At 42.1% G+C, this 13,447-nt stretch carries 12 protein-coding genes; 6 read left to right on the top strand and 6 right to left on the bottom strand.

Annotation, left to right across the window (positions count from 1 at the left end):
* The first annotated feature begins 137 nt into the window (after positions 1 to 137).
* Positions 138 to 401, top strand: coding sequence for an acyl-CoA thioesterase (locus PN499_RS12175; RefSeq protein WP_334311681.1), 264 nt, complete (start codon positions 138 to 140; stop codon positions 399 to 401).
* Between the two features lie 143 nt (positions 402 to 544).
* Here the strand turns inward: PN499_RS12175 and PN499_RS12170 are convergent, their stop codons facing one another.
* The 5 genes from PN499_RS12170 to PN499_RS12150 form a co-directional block, all read right to left on the bottom strand.
* Positions 545 to 1,447, bottom strand: coding sequence for an alpha/beta fold hydrolase (locus PN499_RS12170; protein WP_272032182.1), 903 nt, complete (start codon positions 1,445 to 1,447; stop codon positions 545 to 547).
* Positions 1,448 to 1,481: 34 nt separating this feature from the next.
* On the bottom strand, positions 1,482 to 1,916 hold the full coding sequence (locus PN499_RS12165) for a SufE family protein (RefSeq protein ID WP_272032181.1): 435 nt from the start codon (positions 1,914 to 1,916) through the stop codon (positions 1,482 to 1,484).
* Positions 1,917 to 1,994: 78 nt separating this feature from the next.
* On the bottom strand, positions 1,995 to 2,843 hold the full coding sequence (locus PN499_RS12160) for a metal ABC transporter permease (protein ID WP_272032180.1): 849 nt from the start codon (positions 2,841 to 2,843) through the stop codon (positions 1,995 to 1,997).
* A gap of 141 nt (positions 2,844 to 2,984) precedes the next feature.
* Complete coding sequence (locus PN499_RS12155) at positions 2,985 to 3,719, bottom strand: metal ABC transporter ATP-binding protein (RefSeq protein WP_272032178.1); 735 nt, start codon at positions 3,717 to 3,719, stop codon at positions 2,985 to 2,987.
* Positions 3,720 to 3,825: 106 nt separating this feature from the next.
* Complete coding sequence (locus tag PN499_RS12150; RefSeq protein WP_272032176.1) at positions 3,826 to 4,791, bottom strand: metal ABC transporter substrate-binding protein; 966 nt, start codon at positions 4,789 to 4,791, stop codon at positions 3,826 to 3,828.
* Positions 4,792 to 5,090: 299 nt separating this feature from the next.
* Here PN499_RS12150 and mazE point away from each other — a divergent pair, with 299 nt between their 5' ends.
* The 3 genes from mazE to PN499_RS12135 all read left to right on the top strand — a co-directional run bounded on the left by mazE (position 5,091) and on the right by PN499_RS12135 (position 7,993).
* Positions 5,091 to 5,327 carry a type II toxin-antitoxin system MazE family antitoxin gene (gene mazE, locus PN499_RS12145; protein ID WP_272032174.1) on the top strand — a complete coding sequence of 79 codons (237 nt, stop codon included), beginning with the start codon at positions 5,091 to 5,093 and terminating at the stop codon, positions 5,325 to 5,327.
* The gene (locus PN499_RS12140) at positions 5,320 to 5,706 is read left to right on the top strand and encodes a type II toxin-antitoxin system PemK/MazF family toxin (RefSeq protein WP_272032172.1); all 387 of its coding nucleotides are present in this window, start codon (positions 5,320 to 5,322) and stop codon (positions 5,704 to 5,706) included. Before mazE ends, PN499_RS12140 begins: the two co-directional genes overlap by 8 nt.
* Before the next feature lie 463 nt (positions 5,707 to 6,169).
* Positions 6,170 to 7,993, top strand: a complete 1,824-nt coding sequence (locus PN499_RS12135; protein WP_272032169.1) for an iron uptake porin — start codon at positions 6,170 to 6,172, stop codon at positions 7,991 to 7,993.
* 318 nt (positions 7,994 to 8,311) lie between these two features.
* On the opposite strand, the gene PN499_RS12130 is transcribed toward PN499_RS12135, so the two are convergent.
* On the bottom strand, positions 8,312 to 9,538 hold the full coding sequence (locus PN499_RS12130) for an esterase-like activity of phytase family protein (RefSeq protein ID WP_272032167.1): 1,227 nt from the start codon (positions 9,536 to 9,538) through the stop codon (positions 8,312 to 8,314).
* A gap of 9 nt (positions 9,539 to 9,547) precedes the next feature.
* Here PN499_RS12130 and PN499_RS12125 point away from each other — a divergent pair, with 9 nt between their 5' ends.
* Together PN499_RS12125 and PN499_RS12120 are read left to right on the top strand one after the other, a co-directional pair.
* Complete coding sequence (locus PN499_RS12125) at positions 9,548 to 10,885, top strand: tetratricopeptide repeat protein (protein WP_272032165.1); 1,338 nt, start codon at positions 9,548 to 9,550, stop codon at positions 10,883 to 10,885.
* A gap of 255 nt (positions 10,886 to 11,140) precedes the next feature.
* Positions 11,141 to 13,090, top strand: a complete 1,950-nt coding sequence (locus tag PN499_RS12120) for an FAD-dependent oxidoreductase (RefSeq protein WP_272032163.1) — start codon at positions 11,141 to 11,143, stop codon at positions 13,088 to 13,090.
* The last annotated feature ends 357 nt before the right edge of the window (positions 13,091 to 13,447 follow it).

The raw sequence follows: 13,447 nt of genomic DNA, 5'->3' as shown, positions 1-13,447 counted from the left end.
GGTCTCTATTAGTTTTTCGGGTTCGGCTCATGGGGATTCACCGGGGCTAGATGACTCATCCAGTCTGAGTTTCACACGTTTGAGCTTTTAGAGAAAGTCCCTCTTGACTTTCGAGCGCTCTTCTTAACTTGTCACCAATGCCTGTGGTGGAACTTTCTGTACGCTACCATCGAGCCGTGCAGATGGGCCAAACAGTTGCAGTCAGAACGCGGATGAGTGCTAGCGAGGGCGTGAGGCTGCTTTGGGACTACGAAATTCAATCTCCTGATGGTAAGGAATTATATGTGAGTGCCCAGGTAACTTTGGTGGGAGTCGATCGCGAGAAGGGTAAGATTCTGCGCCAATTACCAATAGCAGTAAAGGAAGCTTTGGCAAAGCTTACTGCTCATTTGAGTCCTTAAAAGGGAGATTTTTTAAGCTGGCTTATCTTCGCCCAGTTTCATTCAACTTATATTTATTTGAACTCTAAACAGTTCCCACCAGCAGAAGCAGAACCTTTAGCCGCTGTTGATCCAGCTATAAGGCTCAAAATTCTTATAGCTACTTATAGAAAAGATTTCACGGCTGCTGACAAAGCTTCTGCATTCTCTTCGTGTAGCCCTAAAGAACCCGGAATAACTCGCGTTTCTACTCCTGGCAATTCAGTTAATATTTCCATTTCAGCTTTTGATTTGGGTGGGGTATTTTCGCCGATTACAACCATTACTGGAACTGTTAATTGTTCAAAATTGGCGATAAATCGCTCTCGTTTCTGTACGGGATCTAATGTTCCAGTCACAAAAGCAGCAGAACCAAATCTTGCACCAGGTTGCTGTGTTATTTGCCATTTCTGCTGAATAAAACTGGCTGTAACTTTATCGGGATCGGCGTAGACGTGGCGGCGGTACATAAATTCCAGGAAGGAAGGGGTGGTGTTGAGCTTGTAGAGCAACTGACCTAGAAAGGGCGATCGTACTAATTCTTTCAATATTCCATACCAACTGCGATGTTCTCCCATTGCTGTTGGTAAAGGCCCTCGCCAAGTTGGAGCGGCTAAAACAATTTTTGACCAAAAATTAGGCTGTTTTTGAGCTAACTCCATCACGTAACCCGCAGCATGACCGGCGGCAATTACTGATATGGGAGTGTTAAAAATAGCCTCGATAAAATCATTTAAAAATTGATGATATAATGGCGGTTGATAGTTGAGTGCAAGGCGTGATGAGTCACCAAATCCTGGCCAGTCTAAGGTGATAACTTGAAACTGGGGAGCTAATAAGGTTGCCAAAGGCTGCATTTCTAATCGCGAGGAAACAGTGCTTAATGCTGGCAAAAGTAATACTGGTTTTCCTTGTCCTTGGCTTTCATAAATTACTGAGATTTGTCGATCTTCCCAGTTCCAAATATACTCCTGGATTTTCCTCTCTTTGCTATTAGTAGATGAAATAAAGGATGCACTTTTGCTCATGGCTTTCTATTTTTTACTTCATTTTAATTAATTTTTAATTGCTGACCTCGTGGGATGCTAATGCTTTAGTTTTCATCATTTGAAAGATGTTGTAAAACCCATTAGCGCGGGAAGGAGTTAAGCTCACATTCAGACCGGTATCTTGAATAAAGTCGGGAGAAACGCTAGTGATTTCTGTTGGCGTTAATCCACTTAAACCTTCCACCAGTAACCCTACCAATCCTTTTACTAACTGAGAGTCGGAATCGCCTTGAAAGGAAACTTTACCATCAGCTAACTTGGCAGTAATATAAACTTGAGAGACGCAGCCAGAAACTTTATTTTCAGGTAATTTATCGCTTTCTGGGAACTCCGGTAGCCGCTTGGCATACCAGAGTAATTGCTCGTAACGCCTTTTAGGGTCGGAGTGGCGCTGAAAACGCTCTACAATTCGAGCTAGAGCTTCGGGTAGGAAAGAAGTAGTGGACATGATTCCAAATTTTTGTCAATAGGTCAATTATACACAGAGATTGCGTTTTCTGTAAAGCGCTTCGCTGCTATTACAGAATTAAATATTTTGCCTAGTTCGCACCAGTAGACCATGTTTAGGAGCAAAAATCATTGCCAGAACAAACAGCAAAGTTTGGACGACAACAATACAGCCACCAGTTGAGGCATCTAGATAATAGCTAGCATAGAGTCCCATTACACTAGAAAAAACTCCAGAAGCAGTTGCTAATAACATCATATAGTCAAAGCTATCGGTCAACAAATAAGCAGTAGCTCCCGGTGTTACTAGCATTGCAACTACTAAAATAATCCCAACAGTTTGTAATCCAGCAACAGCAGTTAAAGACAATAAAGAAAGTAGCGTGTAATATAATGCTACGGTATTAATTCCGATCGAACGAGCATGAGTTGGATCGAAACAGAATAGCAGAAAGTCTTTTCTGAAAATAGCGATTGTAACCAAAGCAATTACGCTAATTACAATCGTTTGGATAATATCGCCATCGGAAATGCCGAGAACATTGCCAAATAGAATGTGGGTTAAATCTACAGAACTTTGTGTTTTAGAAATCAAAACTAAACCTAGTGCAAAAAAGCCAGTAAACACAAGTCCAATAACAGTATCTTCCTTAATCCTAGTCTTAGATTTAATAAATCCAATTGCCACAACGGAACCAACTCCAAATACAAAAGCACCAATTGCCAAGGGAATATTCAGCAAATAAGCAATTACCACTCCTGGCATCACTGCATGAGACACGGCATCCCCCATTAATGCCCAACCTTTGAGGGTCATATAGCAGGACAAAACGGAACAGACAACACCAACAAGCATACTAACTAAAACAGCCTTAACCATAAATTCATGGGCTAAAGGAGCCATAAACCATTGCCAAATATCCATCATAAATTCTCCTGTAGTATGTCAATAATGCGAGTTTGATTGAATTAGATAGAATTTACGCAGTCTTGTGTAGTAACGCCGCCATTTTGGCTGTTCTTTACCGCCTTTCCGGGCGGCATTACAGATGGTTTTCCCTAAGTCTTATTAGAGTTCTCCCAGAGAACCACCAAAAGTCCGAGACAGATTTTCTTCAGTGAATAAGTCTGAAGTTTTTCCATAGGCGAGGATAGTGCGATTAATCAGTACAACTTGGTCGCAAAAAGTCTTAATGGAAGCGAGATCGTGGGTAGAAACTAAGATTGTGTGTCCTAGTTCTCGCAATCCTAATAACAAATCAATCATAGCTTTTTCAGTATTAATATCTACACCCGTGAAAGGTTCATCGAGTAGTAAAATTGTGCTTTGTTGCGCTAAAGCTCGTGCCAGAAATGCCCGTTTTTTCTGACCTCCTGAGAGTTCGCCTATTTGACGATCTTTCAAATCCCACATCTGCACTCGCTCTAAACTTTCTCTGACAATTCGGCGATCTATAGGCTTAGGAATTCGCAATAAATTCATATAGCCATAGCGCCCCATCATTACCACATCCCAAACATTAACGGGAAAATTCCAATCCACTTCTTCTGCTTGCGGAACGTAAGCAACTAGATTTCGCTTTTGAGCGCTGCGAATGGGTAAACCTTCGACTAAAACTCTACCTGTAATAGGTTTAACAAAACCCATAATAGCTTTAAATAAAGTCGATTTGCCAGAGCCATTCATTCCCACCAAACCATTGATAGAACCAGGCTTAAGTTCTAAATTGGCTCCAGATAAAGCTATTTTGCCATTATAAGCAACCGTAACTTCTTCAACTTTAATACTAACTGCATCTAGCATGGTTTGGTCTCCAGATTTCAATAGGTAATGACTTATATATGCTTGACGTAACGCCGCCCGGAAAGGCGGTAAAGTCACCACCAAGATGGCGGCATTAGGAATGGTTTTACAATTTGCCTTGCAATCCTTGAATTAACATTGTTACATTGTGTTCTAGGAGTTTTAAATAAGTAGAAGCTGGGCCGTTAGGGGGAGAGAGAGAATCTACATAAAATACTCCTCCAAACTTAGCATTTGCCTCTTTAGCAACTTGCTTCTGAACTTCATTATTAACAGTGCTTTCACAAAAAACTACTGGAATTTGATTAGTTTTAACGGTATTAATCGCCTTTTCAACCTGCTTAGGTGTAGCTTGCTGCTCGGAGTTGACTGGCCAAATATAAACCTCTTTCAACCCATAATCGCGGGTGAGGTAAGAAAATGCTCCCTCGCAACTAACCATATATCGCTTAGACTGAGGGACAACAGCAATTTCTTGTTTAAGTTTTTGGTCAATATCTCGAATTTTTTGGCTGTAGATACTAGCATTTTTATTGTAAAATTTGGCATTAATAGGATCTAATTTGACTAAAGCTTTACGAATATTTTCAACATAAATTAAGGCATTTTGCGGAGACATCCAAGCGTGGGGATTAGGCTTTCCCTTGTAAGCATCTTCCGCGATCGCGACAGGCTTAATTCCCTCACTTAAGGTAATATGCGGCACTTTAGATAAATTAGTATAATACTTAGCGGCCCAACGTTCGAGCTCCAAACCATTATCTAGTATCAAATCTGCTTGTTTTCCCCGCACTAAGTCACTAGGCGTAGGTTCATAGCCATGAATTTCTGCCCCCGACTTAATCAAAGATTCGACTACAGCTTTATCTCCCGCGACGTTCTGAGCCATATCTGCTAGGACGGTGAAGGTGGTCAAAATCACTTTTTTACCTTTTTGAGCTTGCAGATTGGCTTGTGGCTCAACGGAGCCAGCAACAGGGAGGTTATTGTTAAGTCTGGTACAAGCTCCTAAACCGATTAAGATCGAGCTGGCGATCGCTAACTGGACAGTAAATGCTTTGTTCCGTGACATTGGCTACACTGATTTCATAATTTTTTCATTATTATAGCAGTTTGCAGGAATTATGCACTCTAACCAAAGAAACGGGTTTTTACCGAATCTGTGCGATCGAACAAAGTATGTTCGTAAAAAACCCGGTTTCTGAGCCCACTGTGTAAGTCCTAAACTCTTTGTAACGTCCCCCTCTGGGCGGTTAAAGATACCGCCAGAGGGCGGCGTTACGTCAGAAGTGCGTAAGTCCTGAAGATATTGACAATCAAAGTAGGATTAGCTAGTATGACACTACAATCCTACCAAGTTTAGAAAGATGGATGGGTCAGATCGTGAGTAAGAAAGTCAGTATTACCTTAGATGACGAAGTGTTAGAGTTTGTCGATCGGATAGCAACTAACCGTAGTAGTTTTATCAATGAGGTTTTATGGGAAGAGAAAAAAAGGATTTTCATGAAAGAGTTAGCAGATGCTTACAAAGAGCAGAGTCAAGATCCAGAGCTTTACGAAGAGATTTCTGTTTGGGATATTACAGTAGGTGATGGATTAAATGCCTAATGGGATATTGACTTACAAGCGAGGAGATATCTGGTGGGTCGATCTTAAACCTGTCATTGGTAATGAAACCGATAAAGAGCGTCCTTGCTTAATTTTGCAAAATGACATTGGCAACCAAAATGGAGCAACTACAATAGTTGCTCCTTTGTTACCTGGGACAAAAACATATCCGTTTGTTGTCAATGTTAAACCAAGCCCACAAAACGGGTTGGATATGGTTCGATATATAAATTTGAGTCAAATGAGAACTGTAGATGTTCAAAGAATTAAGAATAAGCTGGGTGTTTTGGAGGATAGTTATTGGAAAGAAATTGAAAAAGCTGTATGTATTGAACTAGGTTTTGGTATGGCGTTTAAGTCGGTACCATCTAAGTCTTAAAACTATTGCGTACCTCCTTTTTCTGTTTGAGAAGGCGGTGGGATAATTGGGAAGATGGGAATCAAGCTGAATCAGTAGCCTCAGTGCGATCGCTTAACCCCCTAGAAATTAGCTCCATCTATTGAGAATAATACTTAACTAAGACTAGATTTATTTTAGATAATTTATCTCTTTTTTAAGTTAAGTTTTATCACAGATTAATTAAAAAGCTTATATAGCAGGCATTGCAGCATCTTTTGGAACTGCTGACAACCCAAAAATGAAAACAATATTAAAAATATAGCAAGATATATAGAGAATCTATCGCAGAAAAGCTAGTTAGAACTATTTTCAGTGGGTTAAGGAAAAAAACTTTTATTTCCCATTTTTATCTAATTCATCCTCCATAATGAAAGTTACCGGGTGCGTCTTTAATCTCTCTTCAGGTAGATGACTTTCATACACTACAAGCTCTAAAGACGCAATGACAAATAATCTCTCTACTTCTGTAAAGCTCAGCCTGCTTATTTTGGGAATAGCCTGCGGATGGAACAGTTTCATCGATAACAGCCTACTAGCAGCTCAGATAGAACCAGCTTCCAAGCAAGACAATTCCGCTCCCTCCCCAGAGCCAATTTCCCCAAACTACCCAATCGAGCCGCCACAGATTGAGTCGGGAACAACTGTTCCCGGCTCTCCTTTTGACTCTCAAATCGAAATCAGCCAAGACACTCAAAAAACTCTGACCGGCCAAGTAACATCTGTCTCTCAATTATCCGACGTGCAGCCTACAGACTGGGCATTTTCTGCATTGCAATCCCTAATTGAGCGCTACGGCTGCATTGCAGGTTATCCCGATGGCACATTTCGAGGGAATCGCGCCTTAACCCGCTACGAATTTGCTGCGGGATTAAACGCTTGCCTCGACCAAATTAACCAGTTAACTGCTGCATCGACAACTAGCTTTGTTACCAAAGAAGATTTAGTCGCTCTGCAACGGTTGGAAGAAGAATTTGCCGCTGAAATAGCTACCTTACGGGGACAAGTAGACATTTTAGAAGCTCGGACAGCGGAATTAGAAGCTAACCAGTTTTCTACTACTACTAAACTGAGTGCTTTGATGGGCTTTAATTTAGTAGGAGCAAATGCTGCATCCGGCGTAAAAGTAGAAAGAATTGACCCAGAAGATCCCTTCAGCTCAGCTCAACGTGATGCCAATGGTAAACCTACTGTCACGGAAGTTAGGAACGATCCTAATACAACCATGAGTTATTTTACAGTCATTTCTTTCCTAACATCTTTCACGGGTGACGACTCCCTGGTAACTAGCCTAGCTGTGGGTAATGGCGATTCTGCTGCTAATGCTTTTAGCTCTGCGGGGTTATACAATACCTTCGGGGTTCCCAGCTTTGACATCACCACTTCTGCGGGTAATAATAAGCTGTCATTATTGGAATCTTATTACAGCTTTCCTGTTAATAATTCCTTGGAATTAACAGTAGGCCCTCGTTTACTTTGGTTGAGTTACTTTGATACCAATGCCTTTACTTCAATTTTCGGTAAAGGTGCTGGCAGTTATAACTCTTTTGGCACTACACTGATGAACGATTTGGGACGAGGTGCAGGTGCAGTTGCTAAGTGGAAGTTCAACGATAAACTTAAACTCCATTTAGGTTATATGGCAAATGTTCCAGGAGCATCTCAACCAAATCGCGGGTTATTTGGAAATACTCGCTCATTTACGGCTGAACTGACTTATTCCCCTAGTAAAAATGCGAATATCCGCCTGATTTACGACCGCACCCGTATCCGACCTAATGAGGACGGACAAATTTCGACAAGACCGATTAAAGGGGTTGCTGATGATGGTTTTGGCGGTAAGCTGGAAGATGCTGCGGCTAATAGTTTTGGTCTAAATTTTGATTGGCGGTTAGCTGCTAATTTTGGTATTTTCGGCCGCTATACTTATAGCAACACTCGCTTAAATCCGAAAGCTTCAGAGATGAAGGATGAAAGTGTGAATGCCCAATCTTTTCAATTTGGGCTAGGTTTCCCTGACTTGGGTAAAGAAGGGGCAATTGGCTCCTTATCTTTTGTCGTTCCTTTTGATGTGCTCTCCGGGCGGCGATTTCTGGTAGCTGGTGGCGGAGATGGAGGAACTCAGTATGATATAGAAGCGAGTTACTATTTTCCCATGACGGATAATGTTGCGATCGTACCGAGTTTTTATCTGATTGTAAATCCTAACAATTTTAGTAGCAATCCTACTATTTATGTTGGGAGTATGCGAATGCAGTTTGAATTCTAGTTAGAATGCCTAAGTCAGGGCTGTTTCATTATCAGGTTCAATTTGCAATCTTAGTCTCTCCAAAGCCTCTGACAGTAGGCCCAACAGGATTTTTTAATAATTTCTACCTTTTTATGAGAAATTATCGACTGAAATCCTTGCTAAGCGAGAGTTTCAGAGATTCAAAAATCTGAACGTGAAACAGCCCTGCTAGGAGTTAGGGGCTAGAGTCTAGGGAAAGAAGGGAATGAAGGATGAGAAAATAGAAATAAAAATTTTCTTTTTTTTGAAGGCTTACTCAACTATTCTTAGGGGATAACAAAACTGTCGTTATCCTATCTATACTTTTAAGCGAAACAATAGAAACTGAGTTTTTTGCTCCTCATCAAAATTATCATCGCTCACTAATACTAAACTCTGACTACCATCTGGCAAACGCGGCCCTAGAGTCATTCCCTCCAAATTGTACAGAGGAATTTCCAAATCCTTCAAATCTAGTAATAGCTTTTTCTTCACAGGTTCAGCCGTTGTCACCTTACCCTTCAAGCTGTAAATTCTAGAAGTATCAGTAGCACCTCCCAATGCTAACTGAAAAATCTTAGCGCCATATCCATAAACCCCAAAACTACGCTCTAAACTGAGCAAGTGACCGCCTTTACCTATAGCTACTAATTCTGTTAATCCATTCAAAATAGTCAAAGGAGCAGGATCGAGCTGATAGAAATTTTCTGAAACTAATTGCGCTGTTTTATCTACTATGACATAATGCAATAAACGGAGATTTTTTACCTGTTCTGGGTCGCTATCTTGCATTAAAGGGGCTTCTATAGCTGTAAAGATCCGAAACGGATCGAGACCATCAGCACTCCAGCTTTCTGGGTCTATAGTTAAGGATTCAAAGCCTAAATTGTCAACTACTCCCCGCCCTTGCTTTTCATCTGTGGTATCGGGAAGATACCGCTCTGGTATGGGTACGCTTCCTCGGATTTTCCCAGTTTTTAAGTCAAATTCTCGGACAAAAGGAGGAATGCCAATATGGGTTACGCCTTCGCTGGCAACAAATACTGATTTGCGGGGAGAAATGGCTATACCTTCAGGGTTTATGGAATCTTTCGAGAAGGTTTTTCCCTCTTTGTCAGCGAGATAAGTAATACCTTCAACTGCGACTCGATCGATGGCAAATTTTCCTGTATCGGCCGCTGCCAGCTTGAGTTTGAGAGTATAAAATCTCGCGTCACCGTATGCGCTGGGATCGTCAGAGATGGCATAAAATCGAAAGGCAGGATCGGTAGGAGTCGCAGTACCTTTGCCATCGTAAGCAATTCCTGATAAACCGCCAACGGGGACATCATCAAAGTTGATTTTGGGCAGTTGATACTCGCTTAAGAAGTCGAGGGAGAGGTCTAGGAAAGTGCGATCCTTGGCTACTGCTTGAGGAGGGCTACAGGCTGTAGTCAAAGTTAATAAAATTATGGCTAAACTGAATAAGTGCAAGATGCGCTGGCTTAACAGGTGTGCTAACTTATTGATGGGGTTCCCTGATTTATTTTTATTTGTTTGTAGCATTGTTTTGATATGCAAGATGTGACGGTTCAGAAATGGCTTGGGTGTCGTGGTAACGCAATGGTTCGCGTGGCAAGTTTTACCTTGTTTTCTTTATGGTTGTGCGCTGGTTCTGTTGCTAACGGCCAAACTAATCAACCCACCTTGGATCAATTTTCTCCCAATCCGCTTGAGATTACCACACCCGATCCCCTGCTGCCTACACCTCCTAAAAAAGGTGAAAATCTCGATCCAGAGCAAAGTCAAGAATTGGCGGCGGCTCTGGATCGGTTAAACTTAGAGGCGTTAGCTAAGCTCCAAGCTGCGGATATGCCAGGAGCTTTTGAAATTTGGAATCGGGAATTGCGGTTGCGACGTTATCTTGGCCCGGCGGCGGAAGTAGAAGCGCTAAGTCGGGTTGGTAAAATTGCTTGGGATCGGAGTCAGCAGCTTGAATTGCAGTTTATTACCCAGCGGTTACAAGCTATTCAAAAGGAAGTTTTGTCTGAATCTCCTGTGAATGTCGAGTTGTTGCAAGGATTGGGTTTAGCTTTTCAACAGGTGCGGGCAAAAGGGCCAGCAGTGGAAGTTTATCAAAAAATTTTAGAGGTGGCGCGATCGCGCTCGGAGATACTAACAGAAGCGCAAACTTTGAGGACGATCGCGCAAATTCATGCTAATTGGTTTAGCTACGAAAAAGCGGCTGGTGTCTATGAGGAATTAGCAGCTTTAATTCAGGATCATCGCGATTTATTTGTGGTCGATCCCACCGTACCAAATCCTAATCCACCTGAGTCTGGTAATGGTACGACGACGACGGCGATATCTGTAGCTGCTCCCACTGAAGAGGAATCGCTCAAACAGTTGGCTTATATGTACGAGCAGTCGCGAAAACCTTTGCAAGCGATCGCAGCTAGGGAAAAATTAACTTCTCTATATTTGAGCCAGCAAAATCTTAAGGCGGTTCCTCCTTTAAAAATGGAGATTGCCTCTAATTACGAAGTGCTCGGTCAATTAAATTTAGCAAATCAATACTATCAAGAAGCTTATAGCTCAGCCTTGGTGGTTCAACAATTTGCTGTGGCTAGCGAAGCCTTGGAAAAAATGGCGAAACTCTACCGTTCGCAAAAACAGTGGGATGCTGCTTTGAAGATTTATCAAGTACAGTTGACTGTCGAGCAGCAGTCTTACAATCTGTATGGGGTAATGGAAACTTACGATCGAATTGGTCAAGTTTATATGGAGTTGAAGGCTTACGAGCAAGCTTTAGCTGCCTATCAAAGAGGGTTAGAAGTTGCTAAACAGTTGAATCACAAGCAAGAATATTTTGCTAGGAAGATTCAGAAATTAAATCAACGATTAAAGAGTTAATCGTAACGCGGATTGTTAGAAGAGACAGCGTTTATCCCAGGCAGCTATTGCCAATGGGCTTGCAGTCAGTTTTTTGATAAAACCGCGATCGCGAGTAAATTGCCTCCAAACTGCCCATCGGCCGCTGCAAGAAATCTCACTCAACGTTAATCTGATTAAGGGTTTCTTGATACCCTACGACCTATGCCATCAAAGATCGGTCTGGGCGTATTGTCTGTTACCCATTTAACGTGACGCTGTTAATCTGTACTGCTGATGAGTCAATTCAATTCACTGCGATCGCAACCAGTTTCTCGACGGACAGCCCTAAAATTGCTCGGTGTGAGTGCCGCCGGAGGATTGCTGGGCTACTCCCGCTTCTCAAAGCCGCAGCCAGCCGTTTTTCAGCAAGATAGTTTGAACTTGCCACGACTCCTGAATCGCCCCACAAGCGTTGTGGTTGTTGGCGCTGGCTTAGCTGGGCTCGCCAGTGCCTACGAACTTTCTCAGAGGGGTTTTACCGTGACGCTTTTGGAGCGATCGCCTCAACTCGGAGGCAAAATCGCCAGTTGGCCGATCCAAGTCGGCAACGAAACCTTTATGATGGAACACGGATTTCATGGTTTCTTCCCTCAATATTATAACCTCAATAGCCTAGTTAAAGAACTGAAAATTACCGATAATTTTCTTTCTTTAGAATCCTACGCTGTGGTCTTTCGAGATGGCAAATACAAGCCGGAAGTATTCCGTCCCAACCATTCAGCTTTTCCCTGGAATGTAGTTGATTTAGCCATATCATCTCCCAACCGTTTGCGCTGGGGAATCGATCTCACCAAACCTGCTCACTGGGAAGTTTTTAGAGAAATTGGCGGCTTCCAAGCTCAGAAAAGTTTTCAGCGACTCGATAATATATCCGTTGCTGACTGGGTAAAAGATGAGTTCCCGCGAGGACTTTACGACTTGTATTTTCTACCCTTTGCTAAGTCTAGCCTCAATGCTCCCGATCGATTGAGCGTGGGAGAATTAATGCAATTTTTTCACTTCTATTTTTTTGGAAATCCAGAGGGTTTAGCCTTCAACGGTACGCGGCAAGATATGGGTACAAGTTTAGTTAACCCTATTGCTAAGGCAATTGAAAGTAAAGGCGGAAAAGTATTAAGTGATGTCGCTATCACCGCCATTAACTGCAAAAATGGTAAGATTGATGCTTTGAGCTATCAAGTAGGAAACGTCCAGAGTAATGTACCTTTTTGGGTACAGAAAAACTCTTTCCTTAATGATGGTTCGGCTACGGAATATTTCGGAGCAGGAGATCGCGTATTTGCCACCACAGCGAATGGAAAAGAGGCAATTTCTCTCACCTGTACTCACCAAGGTTGTACAGTTAAACGAGAGGATGACGGTAAATTTCATTGTCCTTGTCACGGAGCAATTTTTGATACTGAAGGACGAGCGATCGCGGGGCCAGCTCGAAGGGATTTACCGCGTTTTAAAGTAGTTGAGCGACAGCAAGATGAGTTACAATTATTAACGGCTGTCAATAAAAATTCTGTCCCCAACTCTCAAGAAACAGTGCAGGCAGATTACTATGTTTTTGCTACTGACGTGCCAGGAGTGCAACACCTGTTTACCTTAATGAGCGGTGATGTAAATCAGTCAGTACAAAGTCAGATAGAAAAGTTGAACTTGGCAGATCCATTTGCTGTTGCTCGCTTCTGGTTTGACCGAGATTTTGAATGGGAACACAGTAACTTTACTTCCCTTTCCGGTTATCAACTAACCGACAGCATTACCCTTTACCATCGAATTCAAGATCAATTTATCGAGTGGCATCAGCAGACTGGCGGTAGTGTTGTAGAATTACACGCTTACTGTTATAAAGAGAAAAAATTCCCAAATCAGCAAGTTTTGCTGGCTACTTTTGAGGAAGAACTCTATGAAATTGTGCCCTCACTGAAAGCTGCGAATATGTTACATCGGGAACTGGTTAATCAAAAGAATTTTTCCGGTTATCCACCGGGAAGTTATGCGGAACGTCCCCAAACTTCTTGCAATGTGCCTAATCTTTTGTTTGCTGGCGATTGGGTGAAAATGCCATTTCCTTGTGGTTTAATGGAAAGGGCAGTTAGCAGTGGTTTGCTAGCAGCTAATGAGATCATACATCAGGAGGGATTGCAAAGGCGAACTCTCCTAACTGTGAATCCAGAGGGGTTCTTGAAAATCTAATTTTTGTTAACAGTTAACTGTCAGTTTATGTCATTGCGAGCGAAGCGAAGCAATCGCAATACTTTAGGACTACTTTAGAGTTGCTAAAGGTTAACTTCGTGACAACCAATTATCCTTCCTGCCTCCTCGCGCGGCTGGCTAAAGGCTTGGCTGAACATGACACATAGCATATATATGGCTACTGACTCGTATACCTTGGGATTGCTTCGCTTCGCTCGCAATGACAGAAATCAACAACTAACAACTAACAGCTAACAATCAACAACTAACAATCAACAACTAACAACTAACAGCTAACAATCAACAACTAACAATCAACAACTAACAACTAACAACTAACCATGCAATCTACAACTT

It is taken from the genome of Kamptonema animale CS-326 (genome assembly GCF_028330895.1).
GTDB classification, from domain to species: Bacteria; Cyanobacteriota; Cyanobacteriia; order Cyanobacteriales; family Microcoleaceae; genus Kamptonema; species Kamptonema formosum.
This window is presented reverse-complemented; position numbering and strand designations above follow the sequence as displayed.

Bases quoted from the DNA above. Each gene is read 5' to 3' on its own strand.
- PN499_RS12175 (WP_334311681.1), top strand. From the start codon at position 138: ATGCCTGTGGTGGAACTTTCTGTACGCTACCATCGAGCCGTGCAGATG.
- PN499_RS12170 (WP_272032182.1), bottom strand. From the start codon at position 1,447: ATGAGCAAAAGTGCATCCTTTATTTCATCTACTAATAGCAAAGAGAGG.
- PN499_RS12165 (WP_272032181.1), bottom strand. From the start codon at position 1,916: ATGTCCACTACTTCTTTCCTACCCGAAGCTCTAGCTCGAATTGTAGAG.
- PN499_RS12160 (WP_272032180.1), bottom strand. From the start codon at position 2,843: ATGATGGATATTTGGCAATGGTTTATGGCTCCTTTAGCCCATGAATTT.
- PN499_RS12155 (WP_272032178.1), bottom strand. From the start codon at position 3,719: ATGCTAGATGCAGTTAGTATTAAAGTTGAAGAAGTTACGGTTGCTTAT.
- PN499_RS12150 (WP_272032176.1), bottom strand. From the start codon at position 4,791: ATGTCACGGAACAAAGCATTTACTGTCCAGTTAGCGATCGCCAGCTCG.
- mazE (WP_272032174.1), top strand. From the start codon at position 5,091: ATGGGTCAGATCGTGAGTAAGAAAGTCAGTATTACCTTAGATGACGAA.
- PN499_RS12140 (WP_272032172.1), top strand. From the start codon at position 5,320: ATGCCTAATGGGATATTGACTTACAAGCGAGGAGATATCTGGTGGGTC.
- PN499_RS12135 (WP_272032169.1), top strand. From the start codon at position 6,170: ATGACAAATAATCTCTCTACTTCTGTAAAGCTCAGCCTGCTTATTTTG.
- PN499_RS12130 (WP_272032167.1), bottom strand. From the start codon at position 9,538: ATGCTACAAACAAATAAAAATAAATCAGGGAACCCCATCAATAAGTTA.
- PN499_RS12125 (WP_272032165.1), top strand. From the start codon at position 9,548: ATGCAAGATGTGACGGTTCAGAAATGGCTTGGGTGTCGTGGTAACGCA.
- PN499_RS12120 (WP_272032163.1), top strand. From the start codon at position 11,141: ATGAGTCAATTCAATTCACTGCGATCGCAACCAGTTTCTCGACGGACA.